We start from the raw sequence: 19,098 nt of genomic DNA, 5'->3' as shown, positions 1-19,098 counted from the left end.
CCGTCCATTGACTAAACGAAGCGTCATAAAGAAAATGGAAATAATGGTACGGTTGGGTGGAATCGAACCACCGACCTCAGGATCCACAAACCTGCGCTCTAACCAACTGAGCTACAACCGCACATGCCGCGTCTGGACGCAACTCGGGTGAAATACTGGGAGTTCAGTTTTTTTTCAAGCCCTATCTCGGCGAATTGAGAAAAATGCCTATGGGCCCCGGCTCTGGCCCGGCGGCACGATGTAGCTGCGGTCGTGCTTGAAAGAACCTCTTTTTGTTCCGCGCGCATATTCGTTGCCGGATTGGGCGCCAATGGGGCCTCAAGGCCGTGGATGACGCATCGGGGGCGATTGAAAATCGGCCGGCTGTGGATAAGGTAGCAACGCCGATAGTGATGTCATGAAGCGGGTATGCCGTGTCTTCGGCATTGCGGAGAGCTTGCGGCGGCATATCGGGGCCGTCCATTAACCCTTTCTGGCGAAAGCATTGGCACTTGCTGGACCGGACGGAGCGTCACCTATATTAACAAAACGTTAATGCGAGAAGGCCTCGGCTCGAACATCAGGTTGGACAATGCCGGCAGTACAGTATCCGTTCATCGACATTGCCGTTCATCCGAGCATCCGCGACCGGTTTGCGCGCGGCGAAGCGATGGCGCTGTTCTCGGTCGAACTCGACCGGGTGCTGTGGGCAAACGGCGCCGGCGCCGACCTTTTCGGCTATGCGGCCATCTATGATTTTCTCGACCAGGGCGCCCGGCCCGGTGACGTATCCTTCCGCCAGATTGCAGCCACTGCGCACCAGCTGGTCGCCGTCGGCGATACTCGCAGCTTCCTGATCCGGATAGCGGCAGGGTTCCAGCGTGTTGTTGCCAATGCGGCAGTCGAGAAGATCCGCACCCCGGCCGGCGAAGACGCAATCCTGTTTTCCTGCCCGGTTTCCGCAAAACCGCTGGAGACCACCGAGCGTGCGCAGCGGATGCTCGACGGGTTCGACGATCCCGACACCCATATCGCCGTCATCGGCCGCGACGGCGAGATCATCGCCGCCTCGCCCGGTTTCGCAGCCCTCGGGATCACGACGGAAACTGCGGGCATGCTGGTGACAATGGCCGGTGGCCAGCCGGAGCGACTGATCAAAAGGCCGATCCGGACCGGCCAGGGCTACCTACCCGCCGCCATCGGCCTCCTGTCGGATACACCAGCCCTCAATCTGCTGTTTGTCGTCGAAATGGTCATCGGCCATCTCGATCCCGTTGAAACCGTTTCGGCAGTGGTGCCAGCGGCGGCCGAAACCTTGGCAACGCCGGTGGCAGAGGCCGAAACGACGGCAGCCGTCGCCGATGATGGCTCCGCCCATATCGAGCCAGCTGCTGTTAGGGCGACTACCGCCGCAGAAGCGCCTGCCGATGTTCATGAAGATCGTGGCGACGTCGAGAGCGTCTCGGAAGAAGCTGGAACCGACGCCGCCATCCCATCTTCGAGCGCCGACGAACCAACCAATCAGTTAGACCCCGGTACACGGGAGTTCTCGGCGGCGATCGATGCTCTTGCCGAGATCGAAGATGTCGAAGACGAACCGGAAGAAATTGCCGCCATCGAACAAAGCGATCCCAACGCCGTCGAGGAGCCCGAGCAACCGGCGACACCTGCCGTGCAGGACGATGGCGACGAGGACGACGCCGATCACGAGATTGCCGAGGACGAGCAGACTGCGGCCCTGACGAATGAGGATGCGGAAACGCATGTCGAGGATTCGACCGATGCATCACCCGAGCGGGGCTCGGAACTTTCGCCTGACATAGAGCTGTCAGCGGACGACACCGAGGGTGCTTCGACGGATGACGCAAGCGTTGAGCGGGAAGTGCCGGATCGGGAGCCGAGTGAAGATCAACCCCTCACTGCCAATGCGGAGATCGAGCCACGGGAGCCGGCTGCGTCCGAACAGGAAGCAGCACCAGCCGCATCGGTCGATATCGCCCAGCCCGCAACCGTAGCGGACGCCGTTGCGGCTGCAGCACCCGAGACCGATCAGCCGCAGCATTTCGTTTTCAATCGGCAGGGACGTGCGACGCGCTTCGTCTGGAAGATCGATGCAGAGGGCCATTTCAGCGAGATTTCGCGGGAATTCGCCGAGGCTGTCGGGCCTCATGCAAAGGCTCTCGCAGGCGTCGCCTTTGCCGATATCGCGACGCTGTTCCACCTAGATCCCGATGGCAAGATCGCCGAGTTGCTTGCCCGTCGCGACACATGGTCGGGGCGGACCATCCATTGGCCGGTCGAGGGAACGAGCCTGACGGTTCCTGTCGATCTTGCGGCTCTGCCGACCTATACGCGCAGCCGTGAGTTCGACGGCTTCAGAGGCTTTGGCGTCGTCCGCCTGTCGGACGCGACGGAGGACCCGCTGCGGACCGGGCTGACCCTGGGGTTGCCAGCCATCGATGACACCGCGTCAGGCAACGAAGCGGCTGATGCATTGCACCCGGAGCATCCGGATGAGAAAGCCACGGTCGCAGATCCGGTGGTTTTCGACGAGAGCACTGATGAGAACGAAACGTCCGCCGTCGAGGCGGAGCATGTGCCTGATAGCGTCGAGCCGCTGGATGGACCGTCCGAGCGGATATTCGAACCCAACGAGCCGGAGCTGCCGTTCCACGTCGAACCGCCCGCCCTGAAGATATCAGAGACGCCGGCCCGCAGGCTTTCCGACAAGATCATCCAGCTGCATGAACGGCGGCAGAACCTGACTGACGGCCTGTCGCTGGCAGAGCAGGCTGCCTTCCGCGAGATCGCCAAGCAGCTCGAGCCGTTCGGCAAGCGTGGCGAAGAACCGACGGATGCCGCCCCTGCCGATCCGACAGATGACGAGAGCGAGCAGCCGGAAGCGCCTGCGGCAGAGCTCGATGCGTTTTATCCGACGCCGCTGCTGGCGGCTAACGACGATATAGAAGGCTCCGACACGCCCGAACCTGCCGATGCTGTGGAGGGACGTGAAGGCGGCGACGAATTCAACGCGCTCGATGTTCTCAACACGGCCATTCCGCCGCGCGTGAAAATGACCGACGGGCTGTCGGCTGCTGTGGTCGATCAGCTGCCCGTCGCGGTCCTCGTCCATGCCGGCGACACGCTGATCCACGCCAATCCCGAGTTCATGCGGCTAACGGGCTATACCTCGCTGGCGGAGCTGGAAGGGGTTGGCGGCATCGATGCGCTGCTGCAGCGGGAGGATTTGCAGGACAAGACAGAACGCTCCGGCGTGATGATGGTGGTCAGAGCCGACGACGCGCTGGTGCCGGTCACTGCCCGGCTGCAATCCATCCGCTGGGAAGATGCCAGCGCATTGATGTTGGCGCTGATGCCTGTCGAGAAGGATGGCGAGGCGCTGTTGTCGACGCGGATCGACAGCCGCGAAGAGCCCCGTCCGGAACGCATGCTGGAAAAGGTTGCCAAGCTGCAGGTCGAGGTGGAGGAACTGCAATCGATCCTCGAGACCGCGACAGATGGCGTCGCCATCATCGGGCCGGAAGGCGATATAAGGTCGATGAATCGCTCGGCCAGCGCGCTGTTCAACTATGATGAGCAGGAGACGCGCGGCAAACCCTTCGTCATGCTGTTTGCCCATGAGAGCCAGAAGGCCGTGCTCGATTATCTGAGCGGGCTCACCGGCAACGGCGTGGCCAGCGTTTTGAACGACGGACGCGAGGTCATCGGTCGCGAGGCATCCGGCGGGTTCGTGCCGCTGTTCATGACCATGGGCGTACTGACCTCGTCGAACGGCTACTGCGCCGTGATCCGCGATATAACCCAGTGGAAGCGCACGGAGGAAGACCTGCGCAATGCCAAGCGCGCGGCTGAAACGGCCAACGCCCACAAAAGCGACTTTCTTGCCCGCGTCAGCCACGAGATCCGCACGCCACTCAATGCCATCATCGGCTTTTCCGACATGATGGCGAGCGAGCGGCTCGGGCCGATGGGCCATGCGCGCTATGTCGAATATGCCGGCGACATCGGACGCTCCGGTCGCCATGTGCTCGATATCGTCAACGATCTTCTCGACATCTCGAAGATCGAAGCCGGCGAGATGGAACTCGAGTTCGGCGCCGTCGGCCTCAACGAGGCGATCGCCGAAGCCGTATCGATCGTCCAGCCGCAGGCCAACGGACAGCGCGTGATCATCCGCACCGGGCTTTCGCAGTCGGTGCCGAATGTCGTTGCCGATCTGAGGTCGATCAAGCAGATCGCCCTGAATATCCTTTCCAACGCCATCCGCTTCACGCCATCCGGCGGCCAGATCGTCGTTTCAACGTCCTACGAGGGCAATGGCAGCGTCGTGCTTCGCATTCGCGACACCGGCGTCGGCATGACGCGCACGGAACTGGAACAGGCAATGAAGCCGTTTCGCCAGGTGGCAACAAACTCGCGCCAGCGCGGCGACGGCACCGGTCTCGGCTTGCCGCTGACCAAGGCGATGGTGGATGCCAACAGGGCGCTGTTTTCCATCCACTCCGCTCCCAACGAAGGCACTCTGGTGGAAGTCACCTTCCCCTCGCCGCGCGTTCTTGCCGATTAGGCCGATGCATTAAAAAAGGGCGGCCGAGGGCCGCCCTAAGTCATGCTGTTGATTGGAGATAGAGACCCGCAGATCTGGAAGTTCTCCATGGTCGGGCCGTGCGCGGAGTGAATATTAGACGCCGCGCAACTGAGGGTAGCTTGATCGCTATCTCCTAACACAATCTTAAAAAGACCGGCAATCTCTCACCTGTGACTATTGCGCATTTGCGTTCGGTTAATTTTTCAATGCCTCGAGATCAGCGAATTGTGCCAGGCACTCCGGATTGGCGAGCGCTTCCTTGTTGCGCACTGTCCGGCCATGCACCACTTCGCGCACCGCGAGTTCGACGATCTTTCCGGATTTGGTACGGGGGATATCGGCGACGGCAACAATTTTCGCCGGCACATGGCGCGGCGTGGCACCGGTTCGAATGCGAGCCTTGATCGCGGTGGCGAGATCCTGGGTAAGCGTGATGCCGGTGGCCAGTTTGACGAACAGCACGACCCGCACGTCATCCTCCCAATCCTGGCCGATGCAGATCGCTTCCACCACCTCGGGCATTTGCTCGACCTGATTGTAGATCTCCGCAGTGCCGATGCGGACGCCGCCGGGATTGAGGGTCGCGTCGGATCGGCCGTGAATGACGAGGCCGCCATGCCGGGTCCATTCGGCGAAATCGCCATGGCACCAGACGTTGTCGAAGCGCTCGAAATAGGCGGCCCGGTACTTGAGGCGGTCGGGATCGTTCCAGAACATGATCGGCATCGACGGAAAGGCTTTGGTGCAGACAAGTTCGCCCTTTTCCAGCCGCACCGGGTGGCCATCCTCGTTCCAGACGTCGACGGCCAGTCCCAGCCCCGGGCCCTGTATTTCGCCGCGCCAGACGGGCTGCAGCGGATTGCCAAGCACGAAGCAGGAGACGATATCCGTTCCGCCGGAGATCGATGCCAGCTGGACATCGGCCTTGATGCCTTCGTAGACGAAGGAAAAACCCTCTGGCGACAACGGCGAACCGGTGGAGGCAATAAGCCGCAGGCGAGACAGGTCGTGTGAGTTCGTTGGCCGCAGGCCGCTTTTGCGCACCGCATCTATATATTTCGCCGAGGTGCCGAAAATGGCAAATTTCTCGTCTGCGGCATAATCGAACAAGATGTTTCCATCGGGCGCGAAGGGTGAACCGTCGTAGAGGCAAAGCGTCGCGCCGGCGGCAAGGCCGACCGCTAACCAGTTCCACATCATCCAGCCGCAGGTGGTGAAATAGAAAATCCTGTCGTCGGGCATGACACCGCAGTGCAGGCGATGCTCCTTGACCAATTGCAGCAGCGTGCCACCCGCCGAGTGGACGATACATTTCGGCACGCCCGTGGTGCCCGACGAAAACAGGATGAACAGCGGGTGGGCGAAGGGCAATGCCTCGTATTCGACAGGCTTCGGCGTGAACGCCTTGAGGAAGGCATCGAGCGTCGTGGCATCAGGCGTCATGGCCGCCACGGCATCCGCATCCCCGGCATAGGGGATGATGACAGAGGCGACACCGAGGCGCTGCGTCACGGCGCGGATCTTGTCGGCGACATCCTGGAGCTTGCCATTGTACCAGTAGCCGCTGCAGGCGATGAACAGCTTCGGTTCGATCTGGCCGAAACGGTCCATGACGCCCTGCTCGCCGAAGTCAGGCGAACAGGACGACCAGATTGCGCCGATGGATGCTGCGGCCAGCATGCAGGCAATGGTCTCCGGCATATTCGGCATCATTGCCGCGATGCGATCCCCCTTGCCGATGCCGATTGCACGATAGGCCTGCTGCAGACGCGACACTTCGGCGCGTAGCCGGTCCCAGGACCAGCGTGAACTGACCTTGTCCTCGCCGCGAAAGATCAGTGCATCCCCAGGACCGCTTCTGGTGAGAAGGTTCTCGGCAAAATTCAGTTCCGCGTCTGGGAAGAAACGCGCGTCCAGCATGTTGTCACCATCGACTAGAGCCCGCGAACCTCTGGTGCCCTTGATGCCGCAAAACTCCCAGACGGCGGTCCAGAAGCCTTCGCGATCAACAATCGACCAGGCATGCAGGCTTTCGAAATCATCGAGGGAAAGCCCATGCTGCGCATTGCAATGCTGCATGAACGCGAACATCGGCGTCTTCCGGCGCTCCACCTCAGACAAAGACCATAACGGCTGCTCGTCCTGCATTCCTATCCCTCCCGCTCGACGCTCTCTACCACGCCGCGCAGCAATATTAATATCAGAGGTTGGCGGCGTGTCAGGATGCGACGTTTGCATATGATCGGCATTTCCTATATCCGCCAAACGCAGGCGAAATCATGCGCAACGGTTTGAAAGTTTCTGCATCAACATGACGGCGTCAGGTAACAAGAGGTGGCGGCCCGCCTTGCGGTCGATGAAACGCTGGCTTCCAGCCGTCGCGCGCACGACCGGCATCGTCGTTCTCACCATCATCATCGTTTCCGTCGTGTTTAGAGCCACGGCACCCTTTCTCATTTCCAGCGGCCTGGTGCGCTCCGGGATAGAGGAAGCTCTGTCGCGCTGGACCGGCTATCGCGCCGAGATCGAGGGATCCCCGGCGATCGACTTCTGGCCGACGCCGCGCGTCACGCTGAACCAGGTGACGATCCGCGAGCGCACTGCCGGTGGCAAGGTGCTCGGTCATGTCGACAGCCTGTCCGCCGACTTCTCGCTGCTGGCCGCCCTGCGCGGAAAGGCCGATTTCCACGAATTCCACTTCCTGCGGCCGGTCGTCTACGTGCGCCGCGACGATACCGGGCTGATCGACTGGACCAATGCCGGACTGCTCGGCAAGGCCATCGACCGGGTCGAGAGATCCCCGACCGGCAGCACCGTGATCACCAAATCGCAGGACGCCAAGATCGGCGGCGTCACGGTCGAGGATGGCGTGGTCGAACTGACCGACGACAAGACCGGCAGGCTCTTCAGGCTCGACGGGGTCAATGCCGATATTTCGTGGCCACGACTGTCGAAGCCGATGAGCGCCGTGCTGCTTGCCCGCCTCAACGGCCAGGACATCAAGGTCGATTTCTTCTCGGAACAGCCGCTGCTGCTGTTTGCCGGCAAGAATGTCGATGCCAAGACGACGTTCTCCTCGCCGCTGATCCGCGGAACCTTTACCGGCATTACCAACATGTCCGATTTTTCAGCGCTGTCCGGAAATCTGGACCTCGCCATTCCCGACATGCCGTCCTTCCTCGCCTGGAGCGGCGAGCGCCTGCCCGGCAGCGCTACACTCAAGAACCTGTCGATGAATGCCGATGTCTTGACAGTCACGGACGGCATTCGCTTTAACAACCTGAACTTCGTGCTCAACGACGCCGCCGCTTCCGGCGTCATGGATTATGGCTATACCAGTACCGGGAAGCCGAAGATTTCAGGCACGCTTGCCTTCGACAAGATGAACCTCAATCCGTTCCTCGCCGCCTTTTCGATGCGACTTGCCGCCAGCACGGCTATCGACACGCTGCTGAACGGCAATCCGCTGCAGAGGCTGGACCTCGATCTGCGCCTGTCGGCAAAAAGCGCGTCACTCGGGCCCTTCAATTTCGACAACATCGGCGCAGGATTGCTGGTGGCCGGCGGCACGGCCAAGTTCGACATCGGCGACAGTGGCTTTGAAGGCGGAGACCTGACCGCCCATCTCGAAGTCACCGAGCGCAACTTCGATGGCGGCGGCAAGTTGCAGATTTCGATCCGCGATGCAGATTTTGCCAGCCTCATCACCCGCCTTAACCTGCAGGGGCCGCTGCCGCTGGCCAATGGCTCGCTCGACCTGTCGCTGATGACCAACAAGCCGATCTGGGCCGCCAATCTCGGCGACGTCGCCGGCAAGCTGCGCTACTGGTCGAAGGCCGGTGCCTTCCGCCAGTTCAATGTCTCGACATTCCGTGCCCTTGCCGCCCAGAAGAAATTCTTCCGCCTCAGCGACGTCGCAGACTCGACGTTCGATTTCCAGACCATCGATCTCGACGCAAGCTTTGCCAAGGGCTCGGTCGATGTGCAGAACGCCAGGATCGTTGGGCGAAACGAGACTTTGTCGCTTTCCGGCATCGTGCCGTTCCGCACCAACTCGCTAGCCTTATCCGGTGTGCTGGATGCGACCAATGCGGCGGAGGGAGCCGACCTGCCGGTGCTGCCATTCTTTATCGGCGGCACATGGCCGGACGCGATCGTCTCGCCGGTATCTCCGGTTCAGCAAAAGGCAACGCAGCCCTAATCACAGCGCGTTGGCAGCATGCTCGTCGCGCTGGCGCTGGATTTCCCGTCTTTTCGTGACAACAGAGGCGCAAATCACGCCAATCGCCACGATGGCGATCAGGATGGTGCAAACGGCGTTGATCTCCGGCGTGACGCCCAACCGCACCTGGCTGTAGATCTTCATCGGCAGCGTGGTGGCCCCGGGGCCGGAGGTGAAGCTTGCAATGACGAGGTCGTCGAGCGACAGCGTAAACGCCAGGATCCAGCCTGAGAACACAGCCGGCGAAATGATCGGCAGGGTTATCTCCAGGAATGTGCGCAGCGGGGTGGCGCCGAGATCGAGCGCCGCCTCCTCGATCGACTGGTCGAAGCTCATCAGCCGCGACTGCACGACTACGGCGACAAAACACATGGTTAGCGTCGTGTGGGCAAGCGTGATCGTCCAGAACCCGCGATCGAAGTCGATGGCGACAAACAGCAGCAGCAGCGACAGGCCGGTGATGACATCCGGCATGACCAGCGGCGCGTAAACCATGCCGGAAAAAAGCATCCGGCCGCGAAAACGGGTGTAGCGGACAAGTGTGAAGGCGGCGAGCGTACCGAGCACGGTTGCCAGCGTCGCCGACAACAGGCCGACCCGCACCGTGACCCAGGCCGCGTCCAGTAGCGCCTGATTGTGCATCAGCTGGACATACCATTTGACCGAGAAGCCGGTCCAGATCGTTACCAGCTTGGACTCGTTGAACGAGAAGATGACCAGTAGCGTTATCGGCAAGTAGAGGAAGGCAAAACCGAGGGTGACCGAGACGATGTTGAAGCGGGACCATTTGACCATCGTCTATCTCCCCTGCTCGTCGGCTTTCGCCTGGATATTCTGGAAGAACACGATCGGTACGACGAGGATGAGGAGAAGGATGGTCGCAACCGCCGAGGACACCGGCCAGTCGCGGTTGGCGTTGAACTCGTTCCAGAGCGTCTTGCCGATCATCAGCGTCTGCGATCCGCCGAGCAGGTCGGGAATGACGAACTCGCCGACGGCCGGAATGAAGACCAGCATGCAGCCGGCAATGACGCCCGGCAACGACAGCGGAAAGGTCACGCGCCAGAAAGCCGTGATCGGCGGGCAGCCGAGATCCTGCGCCGCCTCGATCAGCGTGTGATCCATCTTTTCGAGCGCGGAGTAGAGCGGCAGCACCATAAACGGCAGGTAGGAGTAGACGATGCCGATATAGACGGCGGTGTTGGTGTTGAGGATGATCAGGGGCTCGTGGATGACACCGAGATAGAGCAGCACCTGGTTCAGCAGGCCCTCCGGCTTCAGAATGGCGATCCAGGCGTAGACGCGGATCAGGAAACTCGTCCAGAATGGCAGGATCACCAGCATCAAAAGGGTCGGCCGGATCGTGCGCGGCGCCTGTGCCATGCCATAGGCCAGCGGATAGGCGATCAGCAGCGTCAGCAATGTCGAGATGGCGGCTATCGTGACGCTCGAGACATAGGATTTGAAATAGAGGGGATCGCCGGTCAGCCAGACGTAGTTGTCGAAGGAAAGCTGGCGGAGGTTATCGATGAAGCCGCTGAGGCCGTTCGACGTCGAGAAGACGGGTGTGTAAGGCGGCATCGCGGTCGCCGAGGTCGACAGCGACATGCGGAAGACGATGAAGAACGGTGCCAGGAAGAAGATCAGCAGCCACAGATAGGGGATGATGATCACAAGGCGGCGGTAGAGCGCTGAACCGAACGTTCCCATGATCTCAATCCTTCAACAGCACGCCGGCATTTTCATCGAAGGAGACCCATACCTGCTGGTCGTAGCCGAAGGGGTCGTCGACGGAGCGCACCGCGTTGAGCGAAGACGCCTTGACGACCTGGCCGCCCTGCAATTTGACGTGGAACACGGTCATGTCGCCGAGATACGCGATGTCCCAGATTTCACCCTCTGCGGCATTGACACCGGCATTGGCCGGCGGGTTGCGGGTGACGCGGAGCTTTTCGGGACGGATGGCAAAGCCGGCGCGGCTGCCGACGGCGGGTGCATCTGATGTCGCCGTGCGCAGCGTGAAGGCGTTGTCGACTGCGATCTCGGCGAAGCCCGGCTTCGCGGACACGACATTGCCGTCCAGAATATTGACGTCTCCGATGAAGCCGGCAACGAAACGGGAATTCGGCGCCTCGTAGATTTCCGCAGGTGTTGCTACCTGCGCCACCTTGCCGTGGCTCATGACGGCGATGCGATCTGCCATCGTCATCGCTTCTTCCTGGTCGTGGGTAACGACGACGAAGATGAGTCCGAGGCTCTGCTGCAGGTCCATCAACTCGAACTGGGTTTCCTCGCGCAGCTTCTTGTCCAGCGCGCCGAGAGGCTCATCGAGCAGCAGCACCTTCGGCTGCTTGGCGAGCGAACGCGCCAGGGCGACGCGCTGGCGCTGGCCGCCGGACAGCTGGTTGGGCTTGCGGGTGGCGAACTGCTCGAGCTTCACCATCTTCAACATCTGCGCGACGCGCTCTGCGATCTCGGCCTTGCTCATGCCATCCTGGCGCAGGCCGAAAGCGATGTTCTTCTCGACCGTCATGTGCGGGAAAAGCGCGTAGGACTGGAACATCATGTTGACCGGTCGCCGATAGGGCGGCGTGCCGGCAAGATCCTGGCCATCGAGGATGATTTCACCCGAGGTCGGCTGCTCGAAGCCGGCGAGCATGCGCAGGAGCGTCGACTTGCCGCAGCCGGAGGCGCCGAGAAGAGCGAAGAATTCGCGATGGTAGATATCCAGCGAGAGATTGTCGACGGCTGTGAAGTCACCGAATTTCTTGGTGACATTGCGCACCGAGATGAACGGTTTGGCCGCAGGATCCGTCCATGGCGCGAAAGAGCGGCGGATGTTGCCGAGAGACTTCATCATGATCCCCGAATGATGCGATGCATTGTCGACGTCCCCACGGGCGCCGCAGCATAAAAAAGCCCGGACTTTAGGGGCCCGGGCCGGTATTCGCTCTGCTACTGACCGGTGACGACCGTGGTCCACAACCGGGTCACGGTTTTCTGTATCTTGTTGTCGTAGGGCGTCGTGGTGAACAGCTTCTTCATCATGTCGTCCGGCGGGTAGATAACTGGATCGCTGAGGATCGCCTTGTCGACGAAAGCCTGCGAGGCCTTGTTGCCGTTGGCGTAGAAGACGAAGTTCGATGCCTTGGCGATGACCTCGGGCTTCATGATGTAGTTGATGAACTCATGCGCCTCGGCCACATGCGGGGCATCCTTGGGGATAGCCATCATGTCGAACCACATCTGGGCACCCTGAGACGGGATCGAGTAGCCGATCTTGACATTGTTCTTGGCTTCTTCCGCCCGGCTGCGAGCCTGGAAGATATCGCCGGAATAGCCGAGCACCAGGCAGATGTCGCCTTGGGCCAGAGCGCTGATGTAGTTGGACGAATCGAATTTGCGAATATAGGGGCGGACGGCCGTCAGAACGTCCTGCGCCTTTTTCAGCTCGGCCGGATCGCGGCTGTCCGGATTGAGGCCAAGATAGGCCAGCACCGAGGGCAGCACATCGGACGGCGAATCCAGCATGTAGATACCGCAATCCTTAAACTTGGCGGCCATTTCCGGCTTCAAGAGCACATCCCAGTTCGGCCGTTCATCGGTGCCGAGGATGGCCTTCATCTTGTCGATGTTGTAGCCGATCCCGGTGGTGCCCCACATATAGTCGACGGCATAGTCGTTGCCCGGATCGTACTTCTGGGCGCGATCGGTGATTTCAGACCACATGTTGGAGAGGTTGGGGATCTTGGACTTGTCGAGTTTCTGGTAGACGCCGGCAGCGATCTGGCGCTGCAGGAAGGTCGCTGTCGGCACCACCACGTCGTATCCGGTGCCGCCGGCCAGAAGCTTGGCCTCCAGCGTCTCGTTCGAATCATAGACGTCGTAGACGACCTTGATGCCGGTTTCCTTGGTGAAGTCGGCTAGAATGGAATCGTCGATATAGTCCGACCAGTTGTAGACATTGACGACACGGTCGGCAGCCTGCGCCGAGGCAACCAGGCCGACCACCGCAAGAGCTGTGGCAGCCAGGCGTGCGATAATGGCTTTCATTTTCTCTCCTGTTCCGTTCACGGGCATCGCGACAACACCCAACCCTCTGTTTTTCTGGTCAGACTAGAAAGGATTTCAGAAGGCCACAAGGGGGAAACCGTCAGTCGAACTGGGCTTTTTCGCAGCGCCAGCACAGCGTGCCGCTTTTCGGCGACGATTGGCAGAACGCGGCAGGCTGCTGGGCGGAGCTGGCAAGATCGCGTTGCTGCGGCCTGCCGCCACCATTGGGATCGAGGGCGAGCCGTGAAGGAGGACCGTCAACGAAAAACGACCGGGAAACATTTCCCGGTCGTTCCGATTGCTGTTGATGGAATCCCTGATCAGGCCGCGCGGTGGTAGCCGCGTTCGTTTTCGGCCTCGATCTTGAACTGCTGGATGAGGTGCATCAGCGAGTCCGCCTCGGTCGCCAGTTCGCGGCTGGCAGCAGAGGTCTCCTCGACCATCGCCGCGTTCTGCTGGGTCATCTGGTCCATCTGGTTGACCGTCGAATTGACTGACTGCAGGGCATTCGACTGGTCGTGGCTGGCACGGGCGATCATCTCGACGTGCTGGCTTATGGTGACGATCTGGCTGCTGATCTGCGACAGGACGGTCCCGGTCTGCTGTACGAACTGCGAACCGGCGGTGACCTCGCGGGTCGACTTGTTGATCAGCGTCTTGATCTCCTGTGCGGCTGCGGCGGAACGCTGAGCCAACTCGCGAACCTCCATGGCGACGACTGCGAAGCCCTTGCCAGCCTCTCCGGCGCGGGCCGCCTCGATGCCTGCATTGAGAGCGAGGAGGTTGGTCTGGAAGGCGATCTCGTCGATGACGCCGATGATCTTGCCGATTTCGGTGGAGGCATCCTCGATGCGCAACATCGCGTCGATGGCATTGTTGACGACAACGGAGCTATCGTCGGCACTGCGCTTGGCCTCGCGCACGATGACATCGGCATCCTTGGCGCGGTCGGCAGACGAGCGCACGGTGACCGTGATCTCCTCGACGGCCGCTGCTGTTTCCTCGAGCGAGGCTGCCTGCTGCTCGGTGCGCTTCGACAGGTCTTCGGCGGAGGCCGCCATCTGGTTGCCGTTGTTCTGGATCAGTTCCACATTGTCGCGAACCTGGCTGAGGGTCTGCTGCAGGCGAAGCATCGAGGCGTTGAAGTCGCGGCGGAGCTGTTCGAGGCGACCGATGAACGGCGTTTCGATAGTGGTGGAGATATCCCCCTGGGCCAGGCGATCCAGACCACCCGCGAGGGCGTTAACCGCGAAGTCGATCTGGCGGTCGAGCTCGCGCTTTTCGGCGTCGTTGCGCTGCCGCTCGTGTTCGGCAGCAGCACGTTCTTCGTCGCTCTGCTCCTCGATGCGGATCTTGGCGATGGCATTTTCCTTGAAGATGCCAAGAGCACGGGCGATGTCGCCGATTTCATCATGCCGCTGTTCGCCCGAGATGGCGGTTTCAAGCCGGCCATCGGCGATGCGGCGCATGGCAGCGGTAATCTGGCCGATCGGCCGCTGCAGCGTCAGCACCAGGGCGATGCCGCCGGCAATCGACAGGATGATGCCGAGGACCGTTGCAAGCACCGAGATGGAGTTTGCCTGCTCGCGTTCGGCGCCGGCGCTCTGCTTCTGCGTCTGGGCAAACGTCGTCAGCTTTCCCCAGATCTGGTCGAGCTGCTGGCGGGCATTGGCATATTCCGCGATACGCTGGTCGATGATGTCGACCAGCTTGCCGCCATCGCTGTCCATGGAGGTCAGAACCGGAACGATCGCCGTGTCGAGGTCTGCGGCAAAGTCCATGCCCTTGGCGCTCTGGTCGAGCGTGTTCATGTCCGTGCCGAGTTTGGCGATTTCCTGGCGGAGACGAACGAGGTTGTCCTTGCTGGTGTTGGCGAGGAATTCGCCGAGCACGAGCTGCAGCGAATAGATCGACGCTTCAAGACGACGGATGTCTTCCAGAACGGAATTGGTCTGGACGATGCGGGTGTCGATCTCGACGAAGGTGGTTGTCGCCTTGCGCATCATCTGGGTCGCGGCAAGCTGCGTGTAGGTCGACATCTGGCGGAAGCGGGAGAGCAGCCGGCCGACATCGGTCACGGTCTGATCCGTGGCGGCAGCGGCGTCGACGCCGTTGACCAAGGTCGTCAGGTCCTTGATCGTGCCCGCGAGCGACGTCACCATGCTCTTCTGGTTCGGCGGAATGGCTAACTCGATCGAGCGCTGCGCCTTGGCGATATCCGGCAAGCGATCCTTGACGATCTTCAGCTTGTCGGCCGGCGTGGCGCCCTTGCCGAAATCATCGGTCACACTTGCCAGGGCATCGCCGCCCTTCAGCAGGCGGTCTGCGGACCGAAGCGTCGCGGTGGCATCGGCCTCGTCGCTGCGCATCGCGTCCTGCAACTGCTGGGCCTGGAAATTGACGTTGAAGCGGGTGCCGATCAGCACGCGCTGCGCATCGTCTATCGACTTGCGGAAATTAAGTTCCTGATCATGCAGGGTCCAGAGGCTGCCGACGACGTTGCCGATATCGGCAGTCCTCGTCGTCGCATCGGCCAGTTCTTCATGCCCCTGTGCGCCCACGCCGACCTGGTCGAGCGTCGCTGCGAGCACTGCCTGCTGCGACTTGACGTCGGCATACAGCTTGTCGCGCGCCTGCTCGTTGGTAATGCGCAGGAAATCGTCCATGGAAGCGTAGAGGTTCTTGAAGCCCGTCAGCGACTGCAGCACGCTGTTGGAAATCTCCATGCGTCCCTGCAACAGTCCTGAGGCGTAGAGACCGGTCAAGCCAACGGCCGAGATGCTGATCACGAATGGCAATACGAAGAGGAGAACTTTCGTCTTGATCTTGAAACGCGACAGAACTTTATCAATCAACATTCGGGCCTTGCCTTCCATACACAACCGCTCCGTCGGCGCGGCGGCGCTGACTGGGTGTATCCCCTGAATTTTTAGATAACATGCGGGGTCCCGCGTGGTGGCGGGAGGCAATCATTGCGTCGTTTCTGCTTGCCGGAGAAACGCCCCTTTGTAAGGCGAATACTGCCGAAAACCCGTTAATATTCGGATAAAGAAGGTTAGTACGCTAAGTTTGAAAGAAACTCTTTTGACAGCGGGAGATGCGTAGGTCAAAGCCGGGCACAGCTGGAGAACGCGGTGTCACAGGGACGACGACGAAGTCTTTAATGAATCCCGTTAGATGGCGCGGGAAACCATGTAGGCGATACAGGCAGCCGTCGCACCGGTCGCGAGCATCGCGAAGCGGACAGCGAACAGCTTGGCACTGTCCTTGGTTTCAGCGATGGCGATTGCGCGAGCGCGACGCGATGTCTTGTTCATGAGCACGTATCCCATTTCGACACTGACACGATAACCGCTGATGCGGCCAGCCTGCAACCACTAATATTGGGCAGACCTTCAACAGCGGTAAAGTACATCATGCAGCACGGCTGTTAACAAGTCTTGAATGTGCTTCGCAGCTAATTAAGCTTACGCCGCTTCGCCAGCCACGTGGCCCGAAGCCCAGGCCCACTGGAAATTGTAGCCGCCGAGCCAGCCGGTAACATCGACGCATTCGCCGATGAAGAACAGTCCCGGCACATCCTTTGCCTGCATGGTGCGCGAATCGAGCGCCTTGGTATCGACGCCGCCGAGTGTCACCTCTGCCGTGCGGTATCCTTCCGAGCCGGCGGGCTTGATCTTCCAATCCTGGACTGCCGCGGCCAGTCGCTGCAACTGCTTGTCGGGCTGGTCGGCGAGATTGCCGGTGAAACCCTCCGCTTCGGCAACGTACTGCGCCAGGCGTTTCGGCAGGAATTCGGCGAGTGCGGTCTGCGCCGCGATGCGGCCGTTTGCCTGTCGCGCAGCCTTCAGCTTTGCGAGAACGTCGATCTCGGGCTCGATAACGAGTGTGATCTCCTCGCCCTCGCGCCAGTAGGAAGAGGCCTGGAGGACAGCCGGGCCACTGAGGCCGCGGTGCGTGAACAGCAGCGCCTCGCGAAAGCCGGTCTTGCCGCAGCGGATCTCGGCAGGCGCTGCGATACCGGAAAGAGGTGCCAGGCGCTCCAGAAGCGACGGATCGAGCGTCAGCGGCACCAGACCGGGGCGTGTCTCGATCAGCGGCAGCCCGAATTGCTCGGCGATCCTGTAGGCAAAGCCTGTCGCTCCCATTTTGGGGATAGACTTGCCGCCGGTGGCAATGACCAGCGACGCTGCTTCTATCGTGTCTTCGTCGGTCGAGATGACAAAGCCACCGCCCGAAGGTGCGACATCCGATACGGTCGTCTTCAGCTTCAGCATGACACCCGCGTCGCGCATCTCCTCCATCAGCATCCGGACGATATCCTTGGCGCTGTCGTCGCAAAACAGCTGGCCGAGCGTCTTTTCATGCCAGGCGATGCGATGGCGATCGACCATGGCGACAAAATCCTGCGGCGTGAAACGCGCCAGGGCGGACTTGGCGAAATGCGGATTGGCGGAGAGGAAGTTCTTCGGCGTCGTGTGGATATTGGTGAAATTACAACGCCCGCCCCCGGAGATTCGGATTTTCTCGCCGGGTGCAGCGGCATGGTCGAGCACAATCACCGAGCGTCCACGCTGGCCGGCGCGGATGGCGCACATCATGCCGGCAGCGCCTGCGCCGATAATGACGACATCACATTTGCGATCCACGCTAAATTCCTTCTCGCATGCCACCTTGAGGCTTTGGAGCCGGCCTCCGACTTGTCATTTGCGGAAAACACGGCAGGTTGTCACTCGCCAATTAGCAAACTGCCGTTATGATGTCGCCCTAGATCAATGCGAACCCGGTGTTTCATGCCATCCAAAAAGAGCCTGCTTAAACCCGCCAAGCCCGTATCCAAATCGAAGAGCGTTCCGCCGAGCTTGCGGTCGGCTCGTGGAGTGTCCGACTGGAAGGAAGCGGTCCAATGGCTGAGGGTGCGCGGCATCGAGGATATCGAATGCATCACCCCTGACCTTGCCGGCGTGCCGCGCGGCAAGATGATGCCGGCATCGAAGTTCACGTCGAATACCTCGCTGGCCCTGCCCTCGGCCATCTACCGCCACACGATCTCGGGCGAATATCCGGAGGAGACCGAGAGCTTTCGCTATGAGCCGCGCGATAGCGACCTCAAGCTCGTACCTGACCTTTCGACGCTGTCAGTGGTTCCGTGGGAAAGCGACCCGACGGCCCAGGTGATCTGCGACATCGTCGACTCCGACGGCCAGCAGGTGTCCTATACGCCGCGTAACCTTTTGAAGCGGGTGATGGCGCTCTACCAGGCGCGTGGCTGGAAAGCGGTGGTGGCGCCCGAAATCGAGTTCTACCTCGTGGCCAAGAACGACGACCCCGACTATCCGCTGCATCCACCAAAGGGCCGTTCCGGACGGACGATCCTCGCCGGCCAGGGATATTCGATCGCCGGCATCAACGAATTCGACGAGTTAATCGACGATATCTACCACTTCTCCGAAAAGCAGGGCCTCGAGATCGACACGCTGATCCACGAGGAAGGTCCGGCGCAGCTGGAAATCAACCTTCGTCATGGCGACCCGATCGAACTCGCCGACCAGGTCTTCATGTTCAAGCGGACGATCCGCGAAGCGGCGCTGAAGCACAATATCTACGCCACCTTCATGGCCAAGCCGATGCAGGCGCAGCCGGGCTCGGCGATGCATATCCACCAGTCGATCGTCAACATCGAGACCGGCCGCAACGTCTTCTCCAACGAAGACGGCTCGCCATCGCAGGCGTTCTTCCACTTCATCGGCGGCATGCAGAAATACGTGCCGAGCGCGCTGTCGATGCTGGCGCCCTACGTCAATTCCTATCGCCGGCTGATGCCGAACATGTCCTGCCCGGTGAACAACGCCTGGGGCTACGATAACCGCACCACCGCCTTCCGAGTTCCTGTCTCGGACCCGCAGGCCCGTCGCGTCGAGAACCGGCTTCCAAGTTCCGATGCCAATCCCTATCTGGCGCTGGCGGCATCGCTCGCCTCCGGCCTGCTCGGGATCACCCGCGAGATCGAACCGACGGCACCGACCGAGGATTCGGCCAACGAGGGATCGATCGACCTTCCGCGCGGCCTGCTGGAGGCCATTGCCCTTCTGGAAGACGAACCGGCATTCGAGGAAGTGTTCGGCCGCGAGTTCATCGGGCTCTACGCGGGCGTCAAGCGCGGCGAATTCGAGACCTTCATGCAGGTGATCAGCCCGTGGGAGCGTGAGTTCCTGCTGCTCAACGTTTAAGACGA

The 19,098-nt window shown here is 60.9% G+C and carries 11 protein-coding genes and 1 tRNA gene; 3 read left to right on the top strand and 9 right to left on the bottom strand.

The window, feature by feature from the left end; all coding sequences use genetic code 11:
• Window positions 1–44: 44 nt before the first annotated feature.
• Window positions 45–121 (bottom strand) — tRNA-His (locus EQW76_RS09030).
• A 450-nt stretch (window positions 122–571) separates the two neighbouring features.
• Between EQW76_RS09030 and EQW76_RS09025 the strand changes: the two genes are divergently transcribed.
• A complete protein-coding gene (locus EQW76_RS09025; protein WP_224128230.1) occupies window positions 572–4,567 on the top strand; it encodes an ATP-binding protein in 3,996 nt (1,331 codons plus the stop codon).
• Between the two features lie 216 nt (window positions 4,568–4,783).
• Here EQW76_RS09025 and EQW76_RS09020 read toward each other — a convergent pair whose 3' ends face one another.
• A complete protein-coding gene (locus tag EQW76_RS09020; RefSeq protein WP_142824053.1) occupies window positions 4,784–6,736 on the bottom strand; it encodes an acetoacetate--CoA ligase in 1,953 nt (650 codons plus the stop codon).
• A 163-nt stretch (window positions 6,737–6,899) separates the two neighbouring features.
• Between EQW76_RS09020 and EQW76_RS09015 the strand changes: the two genes are divergently transcribed.
• Complete coding sequence (locus EQW76_RS09015) at window positions 6,900–8,789, top strand: AsmA-like C-terminal region-containing protein (RefSeq protein WP_142824052.1); 1,890 nt, start codon at window positions 6,900–6,902, stop codon at window positions 8,787–8,789.
• On the opposite strand, the gene EQW76_RS09010 is transcribed toward EQW76_RS09015, so the two are convergent.
• From EQW76_RS09010 to EQW76_RS08985, 7 genes are all read right to left on the bottom strand, one after another.
• The gene (locus tag EQW76_RS09010; RefSeq protein ID WP_142824051.1) at window positions 8,790–9,605 is read right to left on the bottom strand and encodes an ABC transporter permease subunit; all 816 of its coding nucleotides are present in this window, start codon (window positions 9,603–9,605) and stop codon (window positions 8,790–8,792) included.
• A gap of 3 nt (window positions 9,606–9,608) precedes the next feature.
• Window positions 9,609–10,520, bottom strand: a complete 912-nt coding sequence (locus EQW76_RS09005) for an ABC transporter permease subunit (RefSeq protein WP_142824050.1) — start codon at window positions 10,518–10,520, stop codon at window positions 9,609–9,611.
• A 4-nt stretch (window positions 10,521–10,524) separates the two neighbouring features.
• Complete coding sequence (locus tag EQW76_RS09000) at window positions 10,525–11,667, bottom strand: ABC transporter ATP-binding protein (RefSeq protein WP_142824049.1); 1,143 nt, start codon at window positions 11,665–11,667, stop codon at window positions 10,525–10,527.
• A 98-nt stretch (window positions 11,668–11,765) separates the two neighbouring features.
• Complete coding sequence (locus tag EQW76_RS08995) at window positions 11,766–12,863, bottom strand: polyamine ABC transporter substrate-binding protein (protein ID WP_142824048.1); 1,098 nt, start codon at window positions 12,861–12,863, stop codon at window positions 11,766–11,768.
• Window positions 12,864–13,183: 320 nt separating this feature from the next.
• Window positions 13,184–15,721 carry a HAMP domain-containing methyl-accepting chemotaxis protein gene (locus tag EQW76_RS08990; protein ID WP_142824047.1) on the bottom strand — a complete coding sequence of 846 codons (2,538 nt, stop codon included), beginning with the start codon at window positions 15,719–15,721 and terminating at the stop codon, window positions 13,184–13,186.
• A gap of 315 nt (window positions 15,722–16,036) precedes the next feature.
• Entirely contained in the window at window positions 16,037–16,180 is a 144-nt protein-coding gene (locus EQW76_RS29340; RefSeq protein ID WP_162854766.1) for a hypothetical protein, read from the bottom strand.
• Window positions 16,181–16,330: 150 nt separating this feature from the next.
• A complete protein-coding gene (locus EQW76_RS08985; RefSeq protein WP_142824046.1) occupies window positions 16,331–17,512 on the bottom strand; it encodes an NAD(P)/FAD-dependent oxidoreductase in 1,182 nt (393 codons plus the stop codon).
• 144 nt (window positions 17,513–17,656) lie between these two features.
• Here EQW76_RS08985 and EQW76_RS08980 point away from each other — a divergent pair, with 144 nt between their 5' ends.
• Window positions 17,657–19,093 carry a glutamine synthetase family protein gene (locus tag EQW76_RS08980; protein ID WP_142824045.1) on the top strand — a complete coding sequence of 479 codons (1,437 nt, stop codon included), beginning with the start codon at window positions 17,657–17,659 and terminating at the stop codon, window positions 19,091–19,093.
• Window positions 19,094–19,098 lie beyond the last annotated feature (5 nt).

Source organism: Rhizobium sp. rho-13.1, from assembly GCF_007000305.1.
In the GTDB taxonomy this organism is placed as follows: domain Bacteria; phylum Pseudomonadota; class Alphaproteobacteria; order Rhizobiales; family Rhizobiaceae; genus Rhizobium; species Rhizobium rhododendri.
The sequence above is the reverse complement of the archived record's forward strand: the minus strand, read 5'-3'. Positions and strand labels throughout refer to the sequence as shown.